The following is an 18580-nucleotide window of genomic DNA, read 5'->3' as shown; positions in this document are numbered from 1 at the left end:
TCGGCGTGCAGTGCCGCAATGGCACGGGCCTTCAGGGCAGCAATGTGGTTCTGGAGGGCAGACGGATTGAGGGCGTGCATGGGCGGAGCTCCTTGATTTGAGGAGCTGCCACTGATCGTCGCCAAACGATTTAGGGTGGCAGCTGTGCGCAGGTTGGCGAACCGGGAATCAAGGAACCCGGCAGACCCGAAGGTCTCCCACGCACAGCCGCCATAACACGGGAATGCGGGCACAAAAAAAGCGCCTGCATTCGTGATAGGGGCGCTTGTGCGCCTTGATTTCGTCGGGTCGCCAAACCCGGTCGCTGAATTTGCAGCGACCTGCGAAGAGTAACGCGTGAGCCGACGAGGCGCAAGCTGATAGGTGCGGGCAGGTTGCATGGCTCTGGGCCATGGCATAGAGTAGGCGGGCAAAGTGAATATCCTCAGACGCCCTCGGTTGCAGCCGGGGGCGTTCTCGTTAGTGGGCGGCGACCGGGCGGCGCTCAAGCTTGAGCCAGGTGAGATTGCGGCCTTGCCGCGCCTTCTCATACATCTGCCCTAGTGCATCGGGATTGGCGAGCACGTTGGGAACCAACTGCGCCGCATCTCGAATCGTCACGTCGCCAGGCGTCTCGATAGCCAGTAACCCCCAATCGAGAGTCGGCCAAATCAGCAGCAGAACGTGCGCCCCTTTGGCCAGCGCTTCGTCCCGCAGTTTTTGCAAGCGCGCCAACCGCCCATGTGTTGGAGCCTTTTGACCCAGTTCTTCGATTGCATCGAGCGCTGCGTGCGGGAGGAAAATGGGCGTCATGCGGCCACCTTGTCACGCGCAGCGATACGAGCGCGCGTCCAGGCCTGAACTTCAGAAAGAACCCAAGCCACGGGAGCGCCACGGGCGGTGCTGTCAGTGAGTTTCACAGGCTGAGGGAAGGTGCTTTCAGGTTGACTCATCAGCTTATAGATCGTTGGGCGTGCAAGCCCCACGAGCTCTACAACTTCTTTCATGCGAATGAGCCTGGCCGACTGATCGTTTGCAAAGTCGCCCAGCGGTGCGGGTTGGAGTGTCATAGCTGTTTCCCTGTATTGGTTTTACAGGGCGCAGACTATGGAGTAGCTACTTAACGGTTAAGGTTCACTTTACTTTTTTGTTGGTGAACTGGGTTGGTTTACGCAACCAGGGAATGCGTTTTAGGACCTCACCCATCTGTACCTTCGATAGCGACGTTCCCGTTTCGCGCTCCTGCCAGGCACGTAGCTTGCTGTTCAGGTTGTGCCTCGCTGTCCCTGCAAGGACAAGTTCTCGGGCCTTTCCCGCTATCGCTCGATCACGGCTGGCAAGTTCCTTGCGCCGAGCAACGCCACTCAACACTCCGTCGATTTTGGTATCTGCATGCCTTAACGCTGCGTTGGCCAACTCGCCTATCTCGCAGCATGCTGCGTTTTCATCAGGTTCTAGCCAGGCGCTAGCACCTGGCACGTAGTCCTCGATGCAGCAAAGGTGCATCTGGTAGTACTCAAGGGCGGGTATCTCTTGACCTTGTGTAATCAAGTGCTCGGCCAAGCCGCATAAAGCATGGATAGCATTTGCCAGCGCGAAAGCGGCAATAACTTGCACATCTGTCGCCGTTTCGAGCCCGGTATAGTTCCGGAACTGGGCTACAAGTTGCCTGGCCCCGTAGTGAGAAATCACCTGGTAGATCGCGTCATTGTATTGCAGTGCAGCATTGCTCAGCTCTGCGCCGATTTCCTCCGGGAGCCAGTGGCGGCAGCGCTCCATGATGTTCAGTACGGCATCAACCTCCGAAGCGTAACCACTGAAGATTGGAAGGCGCTTTAAATGCTCCCTTATGGTGCTGGATGCGGTCCGGGTTGGGTGGATGGCCAGCCCCTCAATGGACAACGAGTCACGCTGAATCAACATTCCCCCACGCCCCAGCAGTTCGCGCCAAGCCCGCGATTTGCATTGACCTGAGAGAGCATGCGTATAGGCCAGCAGGCGGGCGAGGGGCTTTTCGCGTTACACGAGACGGCGAGGTTACACCGGGTGTACGAAAACATTTTGGTCGGTGTTACGTGCCTAATCCCCAATGATTTCAGCGTCTTGGCCTGATCCGTTACACGGGTTACACCTGGTACACCGGCTTTTGATGGGACAAGCATTGTCATACCCTCCACCATCATCTCAGTCTGTTTCATGGATGGAGGGACCTCCCATGGGCAAAATCATAGGGAGTAATTGCATCCCTGCGATTAGCATCCAGATAGTCGGCCCACCACTGCACCATAAGTCTCCGCTCTTGTAAGTGCTCAGCCTTGTGGATGTAGGCGGCGCGCACCGTGTTTCTCTCCTGGTGGCTCATTTGCCGCTCGACAGCGTCTTTACTCCAAAGCCCAGACTCAACCAGTGCAGAACAGGCCATTGTCCGAAAACCATGGCCGCATACCTCTGCTTTGGTGTCATACCCCATTCGCCGCAGCGCTTTGTTCACGGTGTTCTCGCTCATGGGCTTCCAGTGATTGTGGTCACCCGCAAACACCAGATCGAAACGACCAGTAAGGTTACGAATTTTCTCCAGCACCTCTACAGCCTGTCGGCTGAGCGGCACCAGGTGTGGCGTGCTCATCTTGGAGCCTCGATGGGAGTTCTTCACACCCTCAATAGCCACTCTTTCGCCAGGGATTTCCCACATCAGCCTCCCCATGTCTATCTCTCCCCAGCGAGCGAAGCGGAGCTCACTGGAGCGGATGAATACCAACATGGTCAGCTGCACTGCGAGCTTGGTCAGGCCGCGCCCGCTGTCGGCATCTATCCGCTGGAGAAGCTCAGGTAAGCGCTCAAATGGCAAAGCAGGCCGATGCGTTGTTTTGCGGGTAGCCGTGGCACCTTGCAGATCGATCGCAGGGTTGAAATCCAGATGGCCATGCTGGACCGCCATGCGGAGGATGCCCGTCATGTACTGCCGTAGGCGTGCAGCCGTATCCAAGGTATCCCGCTTTTCTGCCGCTTTCAGCGGAACAAGCAGATCTCGTGTTTTTAGTTCCGCGACAGGACGATCACCGAGAGAGGGCAACAGGTGGGACTCGATACGTCGCCAAACGGTGGAGGCATGACCAGGTGTCCATTTACGAGCGCAGGCCGCGTGCCATTCCTGAGCCAGCAAACGGAATGTATTCGCCCGAGCGTTCGCCGCTTCCTGTTTTTCCAAGCGAGCTTGCTCGATAGGGTCTTTCCCAGCAACAAGAAGCTCAAGCGCTTGAGCGCGTCGCTCCCTGGCCGCTTTCAAGCCGAGCGCCGGATAGTTGCCAAACGTAGCTAAACCATCACGGCCATCAGGTTTGGTGTACTTCATACGCCAAGTCTTGACCCCTGACGGCTTCACCAGAAGGTAGAGGCCTTTGCCATCGAACAGCTTATAGTCCTTCTCCCGAGGCTTGGCCGCATCACATTTGGGATCGGTGAGAGGCACCACTGTGCGCGCCATAGGGATACGTTTCCTTGTCGAACCGAGATATCCCTAACCATATCCCTAAATCGTGTAGATGCCCAGAGACAAAACGAGACGGATAGAAACAACAAAGCCCGCACTAGGCGGGCTTTGCGGGGCGTTTCGTAGACAGTCATAGACTTCTGGAAACTGGTCTCTGGTGCCGGAGACAGGAATCGAACCTGCGACCTTCGCGTTACGAGTGCGCTGCTCTACCGACTGAGCTACACCGGCGTGTAGCGCAACGTACCACTGCCGCCGTCGTTACGCAAACCCCTGTTTCCGCTAATTATTCCCCGCCCCCGCCGCTGCCGTGCAGCCTTTCGGTGCCAGGTCCTCTTCCACGGTGGTGGCGCAGCTCCAGCCGGTGGCCGAGCGTGTCAGGGTGAGGCTCTTGCCGAGCACGGTGGCCGGTGCATCGACCAGGGTGCAGACAATGTTGCCAGTGCCCTCGGCCGCCTTGCCTTGGGCAGTGATCGCGCAATGGGCGGTGCCGGCCTGGCCACCCAGTGCGGCGACGTTGGCGACGTCCTTGCCTTCGTTCAGGCGCAGATCCATCGGGGTCTTCAGCGCCGAAATCTCCAGCAGGCCGGCTGCAGCCTTGCTGCGGGCCTGGTGATTGGTATACATCGGCAGGGCGATGGTCGCGAGGATGCCGATGATCGCCACGACGATCATCAGCTCGATCAGGGTGATACCGCGTTGCCCTTTCATCCACTCTCTTCCTTTTGCAAACGTGTACGCGTTGAGGTCGTGCTCGCCCCAGCCGGCAGCGGCGCAGTAGGCCTGAATAGACACCTTTTGTCACCCCTGCAAGCCACAGATCAGGGCTCGCCTGATCTACTCTAGTGAGCACCAGGGAAGTACGCCCCCTGAAAGGCCGGGCAAGCTGTTTCGTGAATTTGCCAAACCTGTTCCGGCCCCTGCGTGGCGGCTCAACGCCCCGATAACTCGCTCCCAAGGGATTTGGGGGTGATCTGAAGATCGCAACGAACCTGTGTGGGCTGGAACTGGCTTGGCACACGGGCAGAAAAGGACCTTTGCATGCCTCGATCTCTACACCTCTATGCCTGGCATGGCACCGACCCCCAGGGTCGGCCCATCAACGGCCAGACACCTGGGCGCAGCCCCGCCTACGTGCGCGCCGGGCTGCAACGGCAAGGTATTCGCATCGACCGGGTGCGGCCAGCCGGTGGCTTGGCCTGGCGCTGGCCGAAGGCGCGGGCCAAAGCCGACCCGGGGGGGTTCAGTCGGCAGTTGGCGACCCTGCTCAAGGCCGGGGTGCCGTTGTTGCAGGCGTTCGAGGTGATGGGACGCAGCGGGTGCGACAAGGCGCAGGCCGATCTGTTGGCGCGCTTGCAACAAGATGTGGGGGCGGGGCTGGGATTGGCCGATGCGTTGCAGCGCCATCCGCGCTGGTTCGATGGGCTGTATTGCAACCTGGTGCGGGTGGGCGAGCAGTCCGGCACGCTGGATCGGCAACTGGGGCAACTGGCCGATATGCTGGAACAACGCCAGCTGCTGCGCAGCCGGGTACGCAAGGCGATGGCCTATCCGCTGCTGCTGTTGCTGACCGGGTTGGCGGTGGCAATGTTGCTGCTGCTCGAAGTGATCCCGCAATTCCAATACCTGTTCGCGAGCTTCGGCAATACGCTGCCGGCATATACGCAATGGGTCATCGACTTATCCACAGGGCTGTCACGCTATGGCCTTTACCTGTTGATGTTGCTGGTGCTGGCGATAGCAGGTGTGGGCCTGCTCTACCGTCGTCACCCGCCTGCTCGCTTGTGGATAGCGCGGCAGGTGCTGCAGGTGCCGGTATTCGGTCAATTGCTTGGGCAAACGGCGCTGGCGCGGTTTTGTCGCAGTCTGGCCACGGCCTATGCCGCTGGGGTGCCGTTGCTGGACGCCCTGGGTACGGTGGCCAAGGCGTGCGGTTACGAGCTGCATGAACAGGCCACCCTGCGCATGCGCCAGGCCATGGCCAATGGGCAGGGGCTCAGCCAGGCGATGGCGAGCGAGCCGTTGTTTCCGCCGTTGCTGGTGCAGTTGACCGGCATCGGCGAATCCAGCGGCACGCTCGACCAGATGCTGGAAAGGGCCGCGGGGCATTACGCCGAGCAGGTCAGGCAGACGCTGGAGCAGTTGACCAGCCTGCTCGAGCCGTCCATCGTGCTGATCCTCGGGCTGCTGGTGGGCGGCCTGGTGGTGGCGATGTATTTGCCGATCTTCCAGTTGGGTAACCTGATCTGAATATGAATGCGTGGACCTTGCTGGCGCAACAGCCAGCGTATTTCATCACCTTGGCCTGCGTGCTCGGCCTGCTGGTGGGCAGTTTTCTGAACGTCGTGGTGTACCGGCTGCCGATCATGCTGCAGCGCCAATGGCAGCGCGATGCCCAGGAAGTGCTGGGCTTGCCGACCACCGAGCACGAACGCTTCGACCTGTGCCTGCCGGCTTCGCACTGCCCCCATTGCGGCCAGGCGGTGCGGGCCTGGCAGAACATTCCGCTGCTCAGCTATGTGGCCCTGCGGGGGCGGTGCGCCGGCTGCCACACACGCATCAGCCCACGCTATCCGTTGGTAGAACTGGCCACGGCGCTGCTGTCGGGCCTGGTGGCCTGGCATTTCGGCGCCAGCGCGGCGGGGTTGCTGGCACTGCCGCTGACCTGGTGCCTGCTGGCTTTGAGCCTGATCGATGCCGAGCATCAGGTGCTCCCGGATGTGCTGGTCCTGCCGATGCTGTGGCTGGGCCTGATCGCCAATGCCTTCGGCACCTACGTACCGCTGGCCGATGCGGTGTGGGGGGCGGTGGGCGGCTATCTGAGCCTGTGGCTGGTGTACTGGGCGTTCAAGCTGGCGACTGGCAAGGAAGGCATGGGCTATGGCGATTTCAAGCTGCTGGCGTTGATCGGCGCCTGGGGCGGCTGGCAGATCCTGCCTGTGACGGTGGTACTGTCGTCGCTGGTTGGGGCGCTGGTGGGGCTGTGTCTGCTGCGGATGCGGGGCCGGACTCTGAGCACGGCGATACCATTTGGGCCCTATTTGGCCATCGCGGGGTGGATTGCGCTGCTCTGGGGTGATGAAATGTATACCTCTTACCTGCAACTGCTTGGATTCTGATGACCACTGCAGCTTTCACCCCCTGGATTCTCGGCCTCACCGGCGGCATTGGCAGCGGCAAGAGCGCGGCTGCCGAGCGCTTCGTCGAGCTTGGCGTGCACCTGGTCGATGCCGATCAGGCGGCGCGCTGGGTGGTCGAGCCTGGCCGTCCGGCGCTGGCAAGCATCGTCGAGCGCTTCGGTGCCGGCGTGCTGCTGGACGATGGGCAACTGGATCGCTCGGCACTGCGTCAGAAGATCTTCGCCGACCCACAGCAACGGCGCTGGCTGGAGGCGCTGCTGCACCCGTTGATCGGGCAGGAGATCTTCAGTTACCTGGCCAAGGCTGAGTCACCCTATGCGGTGTATGTGTCGCCGTTGCTGATCGAGTCGGGGCAATCGCAGAAGGTCCAGCGGGTACTGGTGATCGATGCGCCGCAGGCGCTGCAGGTGCAGCGGACCCTGGCGCGGGACAACACCAACCCCGAGCAGGTGCAGGCCATATTGCAGGCGCAATTGGCGCGGGAAGAGCGCTTGCGCCATGCCGATGACGTGGTGGTGAACGACCGCGACCTGGCTGCGCTGCACGAACAGATCGATCGCCTGCATGATTTTTACCTGACTTTACGAGGAGGCCAGCCATGAGCCAGCCATTGACCGTCGACTGCCCGACCTGTGGCGCACCTGTGGAATGGAACGAGAAGAGCGCGTTTCGGCCATTTTGTTCGGACCGTTGCAAGCTGATCGACCTGGGCGCGTGGGCGGCGGAGGAGCACAAGATCCCGGGTTCGGAAGATTCCGAAGATGAGTTGTATTCGGGAGATCTGGAACCTCGGCATTGAGGTGATGGGGAGTGAATCGGTGGTGATCGGCAAAAACCGGGCTTGGAATCAGCGCTCGTCGTCTTTCCAGGGGGCCTGTAGATAGCGGGTGCGGTTGAAGGTTTCCAGCCACTCGGGGCAGAACACCACCAGAGCGCTGATCACCGTGCCATTGATGAAAGCCTCCGGGAACATCATCAGCCACAGGTAGCCAACGAAGTCGCTGAGCCACTCCGGCATGGCGAACAGGCCATCCCACCAGAGCAAACCCAGCGCCGCGATCAGGCACACCACCACGGTCAGCGCCGCTGGGAAGAACCCCGCGCAAAAGATATAGACGAACAGGTTACGCGGTTGCGCCCGCTCGACCAGGATCGCGCAAATCTCGGTGACCAGCACCGGCAGGCCGATCAGCAACAGGCCGTTCACGCCCAGGGCCGCCAGCTCGTAACGCCCCAGCGCCAGCAGGCCCAGCTGGGCCATGAAGCCGCCGAGCACGGCCAGCGGCCAGTCCAGCAGCAGGGTCACCGCAGTCATGCCGATGAAGTGATACGACACACCGGTATCGAAGTCGCGCCGCACCAACCACAAGGCGAACAGGCAGAACACCGTGCCGAACAGCAGGTGTTGACGCCGCCTGTCCGTGAGCAACTCCACCCAACGGACACGGCTGGCCGCCCAGCCCAACAGCGGTAGATAAACCAGCCATCCCACGGTCAGGCTGGTGCCGGACAACACCTGCGCGCTGATCACCGTCACCTCGTTCGAGCTGCCATTTTCTGGAGTCTATACCCTGTCGCCGATTCCCACGGCCAAACAAGCCCTTACGTTCACAATTGCCGACTAAGCTTGTTCCCATGGATGACTCTGACTACTTGCGCCTGCTTACCATCCAGGCCGAACAAGCCAACGCCTTTCTCTCCAATGCACGCAAATGGGAGCGTGAGCGGTGGGTGTGCCAGCGGCTGCTGCAAGGGCTGAACATCCCCTACCGCAGCGAAGAGTTCATGCCGGCGGGCCAGGAGCCGCCGGATGTGCTGTTTCGCGATGCGGCGTTCGAGGTGTTCTTCGTGCTCGACGAGGGACGGCGGCTGAACGACGAATGGCGTGAAGAGCTGCAACGTCGGCGCAGTGCGTTCTCCCTGGCGCAACTGGTGCGCCGCGAGTCGCGGCCACGGCGGATCAGCGCCTCGGAGTTGCTCGGGCGCTTGGCGCCGACCTTGCGCAAGAAGGCGCACAACTACCGGGAACGTGGCCTGGACCTGGGCGAGCTGGACATCATCGCCTTCTCCAGCCTCAAGCGCGAAGTGCTCGACCTCAACACCCACTTCCCACCGCCCACCGAATACCTGCGCCAAGGGTGGCGTTCGCTGTCGCTGGTGGGGCCGACCTTCGCCCGGGTGCTGTTCGCTCATCCCGATGCACCGGATTTCCTGCGTAGCAACCTGGGGCGCAGCATCGTGTTCGACGTGGGGATCAGTCTTTGATCCACTGCCGAGTGTGTTTGCAATGGCGTACACTCGGCGCCAGGGATAGAAAGCCTTATCATTTGTTTCAAGCCCTTGCGCGAACGCTGTAGCGTTTGCGCAGTCACAAACGTCTATCTGACGAGGCCCACCATGACCAGCCGACTGAATCCGGACGATCAGCGTCGTGTCGATGAGTATCTGCGCGCCCCCCAGCACCAAGTCGAGCGCCGGCCCTTCCGGCCGCTGCTGCTCCTTGGGTTGGTGGTGGTCGTGACCATCGTGCTGGGCCTCATTAGCCGCCTGCTGGGTGGACTGGTGCTATGAGCTGCCTTGCGCTCGCCCTTCCCTCATGCAGTTTGCGGCCGGCCGAAACGGCCACGAATTCCGTAAACCTTATGAGATATCCCCATGACTCATCGCATCGTGATTGTCGGCGGCGGCGCCGGCGGCCTGGAACTGGCGACCCGCCTGGGTAAGACCCTGGGCAAACGCAAGCAGGCCGAGATTACCCTGGTCGACGCCAACCTCACGCACATCTGGAAGCCGCTGCTGCACGAAGTGGCGGCGGGCTCGCTCAACTCCTCGGAAGATGAACTGAACTACGTGGCCCAGGCCAAGTGGAACCACTTCAACTTCCAGCTCGGGCGCATGAGCGGCCTGGACCGTGAAGGCAAGCAGATTCAACTGGCCGCCACCCTCGATGAAGAGGGCCGCGAACTGCTGCCTGCGCGCACCCTGCCCTACGACACGCTGGTGATCGCCGTGGGCAGCAATACCAACGACTTCGGCACGCTGGGCGCGGCGCAGCATTGCCTGTTCCTGGACACCCGCAAGCAGGCCGAGCGCTTCCACCAGCAGTTGCTCAACCACTACCTGCGTGCCCATGCCGGTGATGTGGCCAGCGAGCAGATCAGCGTGGCCATCGTCGGTGCCGGTGCCACCGGCGTAGAACTCGCCGCTGAGCTGCACCACGCCGCCCATGAACTGGCAGCCTATGGCCTGGACCGCATCCAGCCCAAGGACATGCACATCACCCTGATCGAGGCCGGCCCACGGGTGCTGCCTGCCCTGCCGGAGCGAATCAGCGTGCCGGTGCACAAGACCCTGGAAAAACTCGGGGTGACGGTGATGACCAACGCGGCGGTAAGCGAAGTCACCGCCGAAGGCCTGAAAACCGCCGGTGGCGATGTCATCCAGGCCAGCCTCAAGGTGTGGGCAGCGGGTATTCGTGCGCCGGCCTTCCTCAAGGAGATCGACGGGCTGGAAACCAACCGCATCAACCAACTGGTGGTGCGCCCTACCCTGCAGACCACCCGCGACGATGACATCTTCGCCTTCGGTGACTGCGCCGCCTGCCCGCAACCGGGCAGCGACCGTAATGTGCCGCCACGGGCGCAGGCCGCGCACCAGCAGGCTTCGATGCTGGCCAAGAGCTTGAAGGCGCGCTTGGAGAACAAGCCGCTGCCGACCTACGAATACAAGGACTATGGCTCGTTGGTGTCGCTGTCGCGGTTCTCGGCGGTGGGTAACCTGATGGGGAATCTGATGGGCAGCGTGAAGCTGGAAGGCTGGTTGGCGCGGATGTTCTATGTGTCGCTGTACCGGATGCACCAGATGGCGCTGTATGGGTTCTTCCGCACGGCGATGATGATGCTGGGCAGCAAGATCGGGCGAGGCACTGAGCCGCGTCTGAAACTGCACTGATAGGCGCAGGGTTTCGCCTGTGGGAGCGGGCTTGCCCCGCGAACACCGGCGAAGCCGGTGCCATGCACCGCAGTGCCTTCTTCGCGGGCAAGTCCGCTCCCACAGGGATCGCGGCAGCTGAACCCAGCAGCAACAGGGAAAACCTGCACTTAACATTGCAGGTTTTTTTGCGAGGTTAAATCCGAGGCAAAAGAAAAAGGGCATCTCATTCGAGATGCCCTTTTTACATGGTGGGTCGTGTAGGATTCGAACCTACGACCAATTGGTTAAAAGCCAACTGCTCTACCAACTGAGCTAACGACCCGGAAAATGGTCGGGGTGAGGGGATTCGAACTCCTGACATCCTGCTCCCAAAGCAGGCGCGCTACCGGACTGCGCTACACCCCGAAATTGGCTCCGCGACCTGGACTCGAACCAGGGACCCAATGATTAACAGTCATTTGCTCTACCGACTGAGCTATCGCGGAACTGAACTTCGTACAACTCCGAAGACTGTGTTAGCTTCTGACTCTTTAGCTATTTCGCTTTCGCGTTGTCGCTGCTGAGGCCGGCTATTCTACATTCTTCGTTTTGCTTGTCAACCACTTTTTTTCATTCAACTTACTGATTTGTAAGTTGTTTTGCGATCGCCGATGTTGCTGGTGATTCGCTTAGTGCCTGACAGCGGGGCGTATATTAGGGGCACTCGATTTTAGATGCAAGCAAAAATTTCAAAATTTTCAGCAGGTTATCTGGAGGTGCCGGAAAGGCCAGATTTTGCGGGGTCTGGGCCGGCCCTTTCGCGGGCAAGCCCGCTCCCACAGGTGCACCGCAGCCGCTGAAATCTACATCTTACCTGTGGGAGCGGGCTTGCCCGCGAAAGGGCCGGTGCAGCTTCATGCAAAAAAAGCCCCGCGGATGCGGGGCTTTCGGTCACAGCGGCGACAACCGATCACTCGAAGACAATGTCGTCCCCTTCCACCTTCGCCGTGATCGCCGTGCCCGGCATGAACTTGCCAGCCAGGATCAACTGCGCCAGCGGGTTCTCGATCCAACGCTGGATCGCCCGCTTCAGCGGCCGTGCGCCGTACACCGGGTCGTAACCCACGGCGATCAGCTTGTCCAAGGCCTCCGGGCTCAGGCTCAACGCCAGCTCGCGTTCGGCCAGGCGGCTGCGCAGGCGGCCGAGCTGGATTTCGGTGATGCCGGCGATCTGCTCGCGGCCCAGTGGCTCGAATACCACCACTTCGTCGATCCGGTTGATGAACTCCGGACGGAAATGCGAGCCCACGGCATCCATCACCGCGGCGCGTTGCGCTTCGCGATCGCCGACCAGCTCCTGGATCTGCGCCGAGCCCAGGTTGGACGTCATCACAATCACCGTGTTGCGGAAGTCCACGGTGCGCCCATGGCTGTCGGTCAGGCGGCCGTCCTCAAGCACTTGCAGCAGCACGTTGAACACGTCTGGGTGGGCTTTTTCCACCTCGTCCAGCAGCACCACCGAATACGGTTTGCGGCGCACGGCCTCGGTGAGGTAACCGCCCTCCTCGTAACCCACGTAGCCTGGTGGGGCGCCGATCAGGCGCGCCACCGAGTGTTTCTCCATGAACTCGGACATGTCGATCCGCACCATGGCCTCCTCGGTGTCGAACAGGAACTCGGCCAGGGCCTTGCACAGTTCGGTCTTGCCCACACCGGTCGGGCCGAGGAACAGGAACGAACCACTGGGGCGGTTCGGGTCGGACAAGCCGGCACGCGAGCGGCGCACGGCGTTGGCCACGGCCGTGACGGCCTCGCCTTGGCCGATCACGCGCTGGTGCAACAGCTCTTCCATCTTCAGCAGCTTTTCGCGCTCGCCTTCGAGCATCTTGGAGACCGGAATACCGGTCCACTTCGACACGACTTCGGCGATTTCTTCCTCGGTCACCTTGTTGCGCAGCAACTGGTTATCGGTCTTGCCGTGCTGATCGACCATCTGCAGGCTGCGCTCCAGGTCCGGAATCACGCCATACTGCAGCTCGGCCATGCGGCTGAGGTCGCCTTTGCGCCGGGCAGCTTCCAGCTCCTGGCGGGCCTGCTCGATCTTTTGCTGGATCTGCGCAGAGCCCTGTACCTCGGCTTTTTCCGACGCCCAGATCTCTTCCAGGTCGGAATACTCGCGCTCCAGGCGCTCGATTTCCTCGGTGAGTTTTTCCAGGCGCTTCTTGGCGGCCTCGTCTTCTTCCTTCTTCAGCGCCTGGGACTCCACCTTGAGCTGGATCAGGCGACGGTCGAGGCGATCGAGCACCTCCGGCTTGGAGTCGATCTCCATGCGGATGCGGCTGGCCGCTTCGTCGATCAGGTCGATGGCCTTGTCCGGCAGCTGGCGGTCGGTGATGTAGCGGTGGCTGAGCTTGGCGGCGGCGATAATCGCGCCGTCGGTGATGGCCACCTTGTGGTGCACTTCATAACGCTCTTTCAGGCCGCGCAGGATGGCGATGGTGTCTTCCTCGCTCGGCTCCTCGACCAGCACCTTCTGGAAGCGGCGCTCGAGGGCGGCGTCCTTCTCGATGAACTGGCGATACTCGTTGAGGGTGGTGGCACCGACGCAGTGCAGTTCGCCGCGGGCCAGCGCCGGCTTGAGCATGTTGCCGGCATCCATGGCGCCCTCGCCTTTGCCGGCGCCGACCATGGTGTGCAGCTCGTCGATGAACAGGATGATCTGGCCTTCCTGCTTGGACAGCTCGTTGAGCAGGCCTTTCAAGCGCTCTTCGAACTCGCCACGGTACTTGGCACCGGCGATCAGTGCACCCATGTCCAGCGCCAGCAGGCGCTTGCCCTTCAGGCCGTCGGGCACTTCGCCATTGATGATGCGCTGGGCCAGGCCTTCGGCGATGGCGGTCTTGCCGACGCCGGGCTCACCGATCAGCACCGGGTTGTTCTTGGTCCGGCGTTGCAGCACCTGGACAGTGCGGCGGATTTCGTCGTCACGGCCGATCACCGGGTCGAGCTTGCCCTCCTCGGCGCGCTTGGTCAGGTCGACGGTGTATTTGTCCAAGGCCTGGCGCGACTCTTCGGCGTTGGGGTCGTTGACCGCCGCGCCGCCACGCAGGTTGTTGATGGCGTTTTCCAGGGCCTTCTTGCTCACGCCCTGGCCGAGCAGCAATTTACCGACCTTGCTGTTCTCGTCCATGGCGGCGAGCAGCACCAGTTCGCTGGAAATGAACTGGTCGCCTTTCTGCTGGGCCAGGCGGTCGGCCTGGTTGAGCAGACGCGCAAGGTCCTGCGACATGTTCACGTCGCCGGTGGGGTTCTGGATTTTCGGCAGTTGGTCCAATTCCTTGGTCAACGCCTGGCGCAGGCCGTTGATGTCGAAGCCGACCTGCATCAGCAGCGGCTTGATCGAACCTCCTTGCTGGTCGATCAGGGCCTGCAGCAGGTGCAGCGGTTCGATGGCCGGGTGGTCCATGCCCACCGCCAGGGATTGGGAGTCGGATAACGCCAGTTGCAGCTTGCTGGTCAAACGGTCTATTCGCATGGGATACCTTCCTATTAGGGCAGGTCGGAGCGATGGACAGCGCCTGTGATGTAGAAACCTGCCAGAGATGACCAATAGATGAGGTTGATTCTGGAAGATTCAAGCGTAGTGGGTTTGACCAGGGTCAACCTGAGAGATTGGTGCTGGGCCTTTCGCGGGCAAGCCCGCTCCCACAGAAAGCCTCACTGGATTCTGATCAGGCGGGGGACCTGTGGGAGCGGGCTTGCCCCGCGAAAGGGCCGCTACTGACTCAACGCGGCTCCAGCCACACCAAGGAAGCGAACCGCCCCCCTTGCGGAGTCCGGCGATAGGAGAAGAAGCGCGGATCACTGACCGTGCAGAACCCGCCCCCATAAACAGCCGTCACCCCACGCGCCGCCAGGCGAATCCGCGCCAGCTCATAGATGTCGGCCATTAACTTGCCAGGCTGCGCCCCGTCGACGAAAGCATTGGCGGCCTCCGGGTGGACAGCGGTAAAGGCATCGCGCACTTCCAGCCCGACCTCGAAGGCCTTGGGCCCGATGGCCGGCCCCAGCCATACCAGCACCTCTTCAGGCGCCAGCGCCAGCCGGTCAAGGGTGGCTTCCAGCACGCCACCGGCCAAACCCCGCCAACCGGCATGGGCTGCGGCAACACGGGTACCGGCACGGTCGCAGAACAGCGCCGGCAGGCAATCGGCAGTCATCACGGTGCAGGCGATACCGGGCTGGTCGGTCCAGCTGGCGTCGGCTTCGGCCACCACGCGGGGGTCGGCATCCGCCACCACCAGGCCATGCACCTGCTTGAGCCAGGCCGGCTGGATGGCGAATTCGCTGCTCAAGCGGCGGCGGTTCTCGGCGACTGCGGCAGGGTCGTCGCCTACGTGGTCGCCGAGATTGAAGGATTGATAAGGGGGCAGGCTGACGCCGCCCTCGCGGGTGGTGACACAGGCCCGCACCGAGGCCGGGGCCGGCCAGTCGGGAAACAGCAGGGCCTGGGTCAGGCCGCTCATCCGATGAAGCTCTCGCGGTCCTGGCTGAGCAGCGACAGCAACCAGACGAAGTCGTCGGGCAGTGGCGATTCCCACTCCATGCGTTCACCGGTGGTCGGGTGCACCAGCGCCAGGAAGCGCGCATGCAGCGCCTGGCGCGGGAAGGTCTTGACCGCCTGGACCATGGTCTGACTGGCCGCTGGTGGAATGCGGAAGCGGCCACCGTAGGTCTGGTCGCCGACCAGCGGGAAGCCGACGTGGGCCATGTGTACACGGATCTGGTGGGTACGCCCGGTTTCCAGCTTGACCCGCACGTGGGTGTGCGAACGGAAGCGCTTGAGCACCCGGTAGTGGCTGATCGCAGGCTTGCCGCCGTCGGTCACCGCCATGCGCTGGCGCATGCCGCCGTGACGACCGATCGGTGCGTCGATCTTGCCGCCGGCAGTCACCACGCCGACCACGATGCATTCATAGATGCGGCTGACCGAGCGCTTCTGCAGCTGGTCGACCAGGTTGGTCTGCGCCTGCAGGGTCTTGGCCACCACCATCAGGCCGGTGGTGTCCTTGTCCAGGCGATGCACGATGCCGGCACGCGGGACGTTGACGATGTCCGGCACGTGGTGCAGCAGCGCGTTGAGCAAGGTGCCGCTGGCATGCCCGGCAGCCGGGTGCACCACCAGGCCGGCCGGTTTGTTGATCACCAGAATCTGGTCGTCTTCATAGACGATGTCCAGCTCGATGTCCTCGGCCTCCCACTCGCCCTGGGCTTCCTGCTCGGCGTCCAGCGCCAGCAGCGAGCCACCGTGGACGGTGTCGCGTGGGCGCAGGACCGCGCCGTCGACCGTCAGGCGACCTTCTTTGATCCACGAAGTAAGCCGCGAACGCGAATACTCGGCGAACAATTGGGCGGCGACCTGGTCGAGGCGTTGCCCGCCCAGTTCGGACGGTACCTCTGCGCTAAGTTGAATGATCTCGGACATGCTCGATTCGGCGGGCGCACAGCCTTTGGTTTCGGCTGCGCGCTTGTGGTTAAATACGGCTTCTTTTGCCCCGGGCTCAGCCGGGGTGGTCATCATAACAGGACGGCACCGCCCAAGACAGCGGCCGTCAAAGGGACGCAAGCCGCTATGCAAGTGAAACACCTGCTGCTGATCGCCATCCTCGGGCTCACCGCGGCCTGTTCCTCCAACAAGGAAGTCATCGACGAGAACCTCAGCGAGGCCGAGCTGTACCAGCAGGCCCAGGCTGACCTGGACAATTCCAGCTACACCAGCGCCGTGAACAAGCTCAAGGCCCTGGAGTCGCGCTACCCGTTCGGCCGCTACGCCGACCAGGCGCAGCTGGAGCTGATCTACGCCAACTACAAGAACTCCGAGCCCGAGGCCGCCAAGTCGGCTGCCGAGCGCTTCATCCGTCTGCACCCGCAGCACCCGAACGTCGACTACGCCTACTACCTCAAGGGCCTGACCTCGTTCGACCAGGACCGTGGCCTGCTGGCGCGCTTCCTGCCGCTGGACATGACCAAGCGTGACCCAGGTGCCGCGCGCGACTCGTACAACGAGTTCGCCCAGCTGACCAGCCGCTTCCCCAACAGCCGCTACGCGCCGGACGCCAAGCAGCGCATGATCTACCTGCGCAACCTGCTGGCCTCCTACGAAATCCACGTGGCCGACTACTACCTGAGCCGTCAGGCCTACGTCGCCGCCGCCAACCGTGGCCGCTACGTGGTCGAGAACTTCCAGGAAACCCCGTCGGTCGGCGATGGCCTGGCGATCATGGTCGAGTCGTACCAGAAGATGCACCTGGATGACCTGGCCGCCACCAGCCTGGAAACCCTGAAGCTCAACTACCCGGATCACCCGAGCCTGGTCGATGGTGAGTTCCAGCCCAAGCAGACCGAATCCGATGGCCGTGGCTGGCTGTCCAAGGCCACCCTGGGCCTGATCGAAACCGACACGCCGCTGCCGCCGGGTGAAACCCGTGCCAACCAGGACGTGGTCAAGCAGTTCCAGGACGCCCGCGACGAAATGCCGGTCGAGCTGCTGCCCAAGGACGAGGACGGCAACCCGATCCTGCCGGAAGGCCCGAAAGAAGCCGAGAAGCCACGCTCCTGGTTCAGCTACATGACCTTCGGTCTGTTCGACTGATACCCCCAAGCGCGAGAAAGGGAGGCCTGGGGCCTCCCTTTTTCATTGGCCGCGCCCTAGACTGTCGGCTCCCCCTTTCGACAAGCTGGACACCATGGTTCGCCTACTTTTCTGGATTGCCCTGATCGCCGCCGCGGTATGGCTGTGGCGCAAGTTCAAGATCAGCCAGCAATCGCACCCCGAGCCCAAGCTCGACGCACCGTTGAAGATGGTGCGCTGCGCCCACTGCGGCGTGCACCTCCCCAATGACCGGGCGCTGAAGCTGGGCGATGACTGGTATTGCAGCCAGAAGCACCTGGAGCAAGGGCCCGGTCGCCAGGGCTGACACAAGCTTCTTGTGGGAGCGGGTTCACCCGCGAACACGGGCAACGCCCGTGCCATCCACCGCGGTGGCTTCGTCGCGGATAAACCCGCTCCTACATGGACTCGTGTCGCCCACATACAGCGGCAGCGCATATCCCTCCCCGACCCTTTCACATCATTTGCGACCTGTCGCATTGACCCGACCGGGTTACTTTCGCTAAATCCTATTTATCCGCATAAATATGAAAAATAGCGAAATGCTCAAACCCAAACGCAAGCGCCAGAAGCTGTCCGACGTGATCGTCGAATCGGTCAAGCGCTCGATCGTCACCGAGGCCCTGCACCCAGGCGACCGGCTGCCCACCGAACGCGAGCTGATGGAGCACTTCGAATGCTCCAAAGGCACAGCCCGCGAAGCGCTCAAGGCCCTGGAGGTCGAAGGCCTGGTCAGCACCCGTACCGGCCCCAGCGGCGGCGCCTACCTCAACGAGGTCGGCACCGAGCCCGCCAGCCGAGCACTGCGCAACTACCTGCACTTCCAGCACCTGGACGGCGAGCAGGTGTATCAATTGCGCAAGGTCATCGAGGTGGAGCTGGCGGTGTCGGTGATGGGCAAGCTCAGCGCCGAGGACTACGCCGCGCTGCAGGCCAACATCGACTTCTGCAGCGCCCCGGAGGACAGCGAACAAGGCCAGCGCGAGCAACGCCTGGCCGAACTGGAGTTCCACAACCTGCTGGCCAGCCGCTGCCCCAACCCGCTGCTGCGCTTCATGGCCACCTTCCTCAATGACCTGCTGCGCGATCTGGTGGTACTGAAAAAGGCCTACCTGCCCAAGCGCCAGCAGTTCGCCGCAGCCAACATCGACTACCACAAGCACTTGCTCACCGCCCTGCAGGCCGGTGACGAAGCCGCCGTGCGCCGGCTGATGCACGAGCACATGTGCGACGCCGAGCACCACATGACCGCGCTCGAAGGCGAGGTCGCCCGTCACTTCCTGCTGGAGTTCGCCCACGACCACTGATGTGCCTGAAAGAGGCCTGCTTACAGGCCCGGCCGTACCTGCTTTGCCATTGCCACTCCTGCCTAATAACCACAACCAAGGA

Annotated in this window: 19 protein-coding genes and 4 tRNA genes; 10 read left to right on the top strand and 13 right to left on the bottom strand. The window is 62.1% G+C overall.

Translation table 11 applies throughout. The features are described 5' to 3' along the window. Nucleotides 1–459 precede the first annotated feature (459 nt). The 6 genes from E2H86_RS16095 to E2H86_RS16070 all read right to left on the bottom strand — a co-directional run bounded on the left by E2H86_RS16095 (nt 460) and on the right by E2H86_RS16070 (nt 4180). Nucleotides 460–792, bottom strand: coding sequence for a hypothetical protein (locus E2H86_RS16095; protein ID WP_133329552.1), 333 nt, complete (start codon nt 790–792; stop codon nt 460–462). Next, complete coding sequence (locus tag E2H86_RS16090) at nt 789–1049, bottom strand: helix-turn-helix transcriptional regulator (RefSeq protein ID WP_133329550.1); 261 nt, start codon at nt 1047–1049, stop codon at nt 789–791. The genes E2H86_RS16095 and E2H86_RS16090 overlap by 4 nt, the downstream gene beginning before the upstream one ends. A 64-nt stretch (nt 1050–1113) precedes the next feature. After that, complete coding sequence (locus E2H86_RS16085; RefSeq protein ID WP_133329548.1) at nt 1114–1902, bottom strand: hypothetical protein; 789 nt, start codon at nt 1900–1902, stop codon at nt 1114–1116. A 271-nt stretch (nt 1903–2173) separates the two neighbouring features. Then, nucleotides 2174–3463 (bottom strand): tyrosine-type recombinase/integrase, encoded by a 1290-nt coding sequence (locus tag E2H86_RS16080; protein ID WP_133329546.1) that lies wholly within the window; start codon nt 3461–3463, stop codon nt 2174–2176. A gap of 161 nt (nt 3464–3624) precedes the next feature. After that, nucleotides 3625–3700, bottom strand: a tRNA-Thr gene (locus E2H86_RS16075). Between the two features lie 51 nt (nt 3701–3751). Next, a complete protein-coding gene (locus tag E2H86_RS16070) occupies nt 3752–4180 on the bottom strand; it encodes a pilin (protein ID WP_133329544.1) in 429 nt (142 codons plus the stop codon). Nucleotides 4181–4510: 330 nt separating this feature from the next. On the opposite strand from E2H86_RS16070, the gene E2H86_RS16065 reads away from it, so the two are divergent. The 4 genes from E2H86_RS16065 to yacG are packed head-to-tail and all read left to right on the top strand — an operon-like array spanning nt 4511 to nt 7408. Beyond that, on the top strand, nt 4511–5719 hold the full coding sequence (locus E2H86_RS16065; RefSeq protein WP_133329542.1) for a type II secretion system F family protein: 1209 nt from the start codon (nt 4511–4513) through the stop codon (nt 5717–5719). Nucleotides 5720–5721: 2 nt separating this feature from the next. Continuing rightward, complete coding sequence (locus tag E2H86_RS16060) at nt 5722–6588, top strand: prepilin peptidase (RefSeq protein ID WP_133329540.1); 867 nt, start codon at nt 5722–5724, stop codon at nt 6586–6588. After that, nucleotides 6588–7211, top strand: a complete 624-nt coding sequence (gene coaE / locus E2H86_RS16055) for a dephospho-CoA kinase (protein WP_133329538.1) — start codon at nt 6588–6590, stop codon at nt 7209–7211. Before E2H86_RS16060 ends, coaE begins: the two co-directional genes overlap by 1 nt. After that, a complete protein-coding gene (yacG, locus tag E2H86_RS16050) occupies nt 7208–7408 on the top strand; it encodes a DNA gyrase inhibitor YacG (RefSeq protein WP_133329536.1) in 201 nt (66 codons plus the stop codon). Before coaE ends, yacG begins: the two co-directional genes overlap by 4 nt. Before the next feature lie 48 nt (nt 7409–7456). On the opposite strand, the gene E2H86_RS16045 is transcribed toward yacG, so the two are convergent. Next, nucleotides 7457–8140, bottom strand: a complete 684-nt coding sequence (locus E2H86_RS16045; RefSeq protein ID WP_133329534.1) for an energy-coupling factor ABC transporter permease — start codon at nt 8138–8140, stop codon at nt 7457–7459. Nucleotides 8141–8244: 104 nt separating this feature from the next. Here E2H86_RS16045 and E2H86_RS16040 point away from each other — a divergent pair, with 104 nt between their 5' ends. The 3 genes from E2H86_RS16040 to E2H86_RS16030 all read left to right on the top strand — a co-directional run bounded on the left by E2H86_RS16040 (nt 8245) and on the right by E2H86_RS16030 (nt 10560). After that, nucleotides 8245–8874, top strand: coding sequence for a DUF1780 domain-containing protein (locus tag E2H86_RS16040; protein ID WP_133329532.1), 630 nt, complete (start codon nt 8245–8247; stop codon nt 8872–8874). A gap of 132 nt (nt 8875–9006) precedes the next feature. Further along, a complete protein-coding gene (locus tag E2H86_RS16035) occupies nt 9007–9180 on the top strand; it encodes a DUF3094 family protein (RefSeq protein WP_133329530.1) in 174 nt (57 codons plus the stop codon). Nucleotides 9181–9264: 84 nt separating this feature from the next. Continuing rightward, nucleotides 9265–10560 carry an NAD(P)/FAD-dependent oxidoreductase gene (locus E2H86_RS16030; RefSeq protein WP_133329528.1) on the top strand — a complete coding sequence of 432 codons (1296 nt, stop codon included), beginning with the start codon at nt 9265–9267 and terminating at the stop codon, nt 10558–10560. Between the two features lie 228 nt (nt 10561–10788). On the opposite strand, the gene E2H86_RS16025 is transcribed toward E2H86_RS16030, so the two are convergent. The 6 genes from E2H86_RS16025 to rluD form a co-directional block, all read right to left on the bottom strand. Next, nucleotides 10789–10864, bottom strand: a tRNA-Lys gene (locus tag E2H86_RS16025). A gap of 6 nt (nt 10865–10870) precedes the next feature. Next, nucleotides 10871–10947: transfer RNA gene (locus E2H86_RS16020), tRNA-Pro, on the bottom strand. Between the two features lie 4 nt (nt 10948–10951). Next, nucleotides 10952–11027, bottom strand: a tRNA-Asn gene (locus E2H86_RS16015). Between the two features lie 464 nt (nt 11028–11491). Continuing rightward, on the bottom strand, nt 11492–14056 hold the full coding sequence (clpB, locus tag E2H86_RS16005; protein WP_133329526.1) for an ATP-dependent chaperone ClpB: 2565 nt from the start codon (nt 14054–14056) through the stop codon (nt 11492–11494). Nucleotides 14057–14306: 250 nt separating this feature from the next. Further along, nucleotides 14307–15047, bottom strand: coding sequence for a peptidoglycan editing factor PgeF (gene pgeF, locus E2H86_RS16000; RefSeq protein ID WP_133329524.1), 741 nt, complete (start codon nt 15045–15047; stop codon nt 14307–14309). Then, a complete protein-coding gene (gene rluD, locus E2H86_RS15995; RefSeq protein ID WP_133329522.1) occupies nt 15044–16006 on the bottom strand; it encodes a 23S rRNA pseudouridine(1911/1915/1917) synthase RluD in 963 nt (320 codons plus the stop codon). Before rluD ends, pgeF begins: the two co-directional genes overlap by 4 nt. 147 nt (nt 16007–16153) lie before the next feature. Here rluD and E2H86_RS15990 point away from each other — a divergent pair, with 147 nt between their 5' ends. From E2H86_RS15990 to E2H86_RS15975, 3 genes are all read left to right on the top strand, one after another. Further along, a complete protein-coding gene (locus E2H86_RS15990) occupies nt 16154–17173 on the top strand; it encodes an outer membrane protein assembly factor BamD (protein ID WP_133329520.1) in 1020 nt (339 codons plus the stop codon). Between the two features lie 94 nt (nt 17174–17267). Next, nucleotides 17268–17498: a PP0621 family protein gene (locus E2H86_RS15985; protein ID WP_133329518.1), complete on the top strand. Its 231-nt coding sequence runs from the start codon at nt 17268–17270 to the stop codon at nt 17496–17498. Between the two features lie 235 nt (nt 17499–17733). Further along, the gene (locus E2H86_RS15975; RefSeq protein WP_133329516.1) at nt 17734–18498 is read left to right on the top strand and encodes a FadR/GntR family transcriptional regulator; all 765 of its coding nucleotides are present in this window, start codon (nt 17734–17736) and stop codon (nt 18496–18498) included. The last annotated feature ends 82 nt before the right edge of the window (nt 18499–18580 follow it).

Origin of the sequence: Pseudomonas putida (genome assembly GCF_004357765.1) — a bacterium.
Classification (GTDB): Bacteria; Pseudomonadota; Gammaproteobacteria; order Pseudomonadales; family Pseudomonadaceae; genus Aquipseudomonas; species Aquipseudomonas putida_U.
The sequence above is the reverse complement of the archived record's forward strand: the minus strand, read 5'-3'. Positions and strand labels throughout refer to the sequence as shown.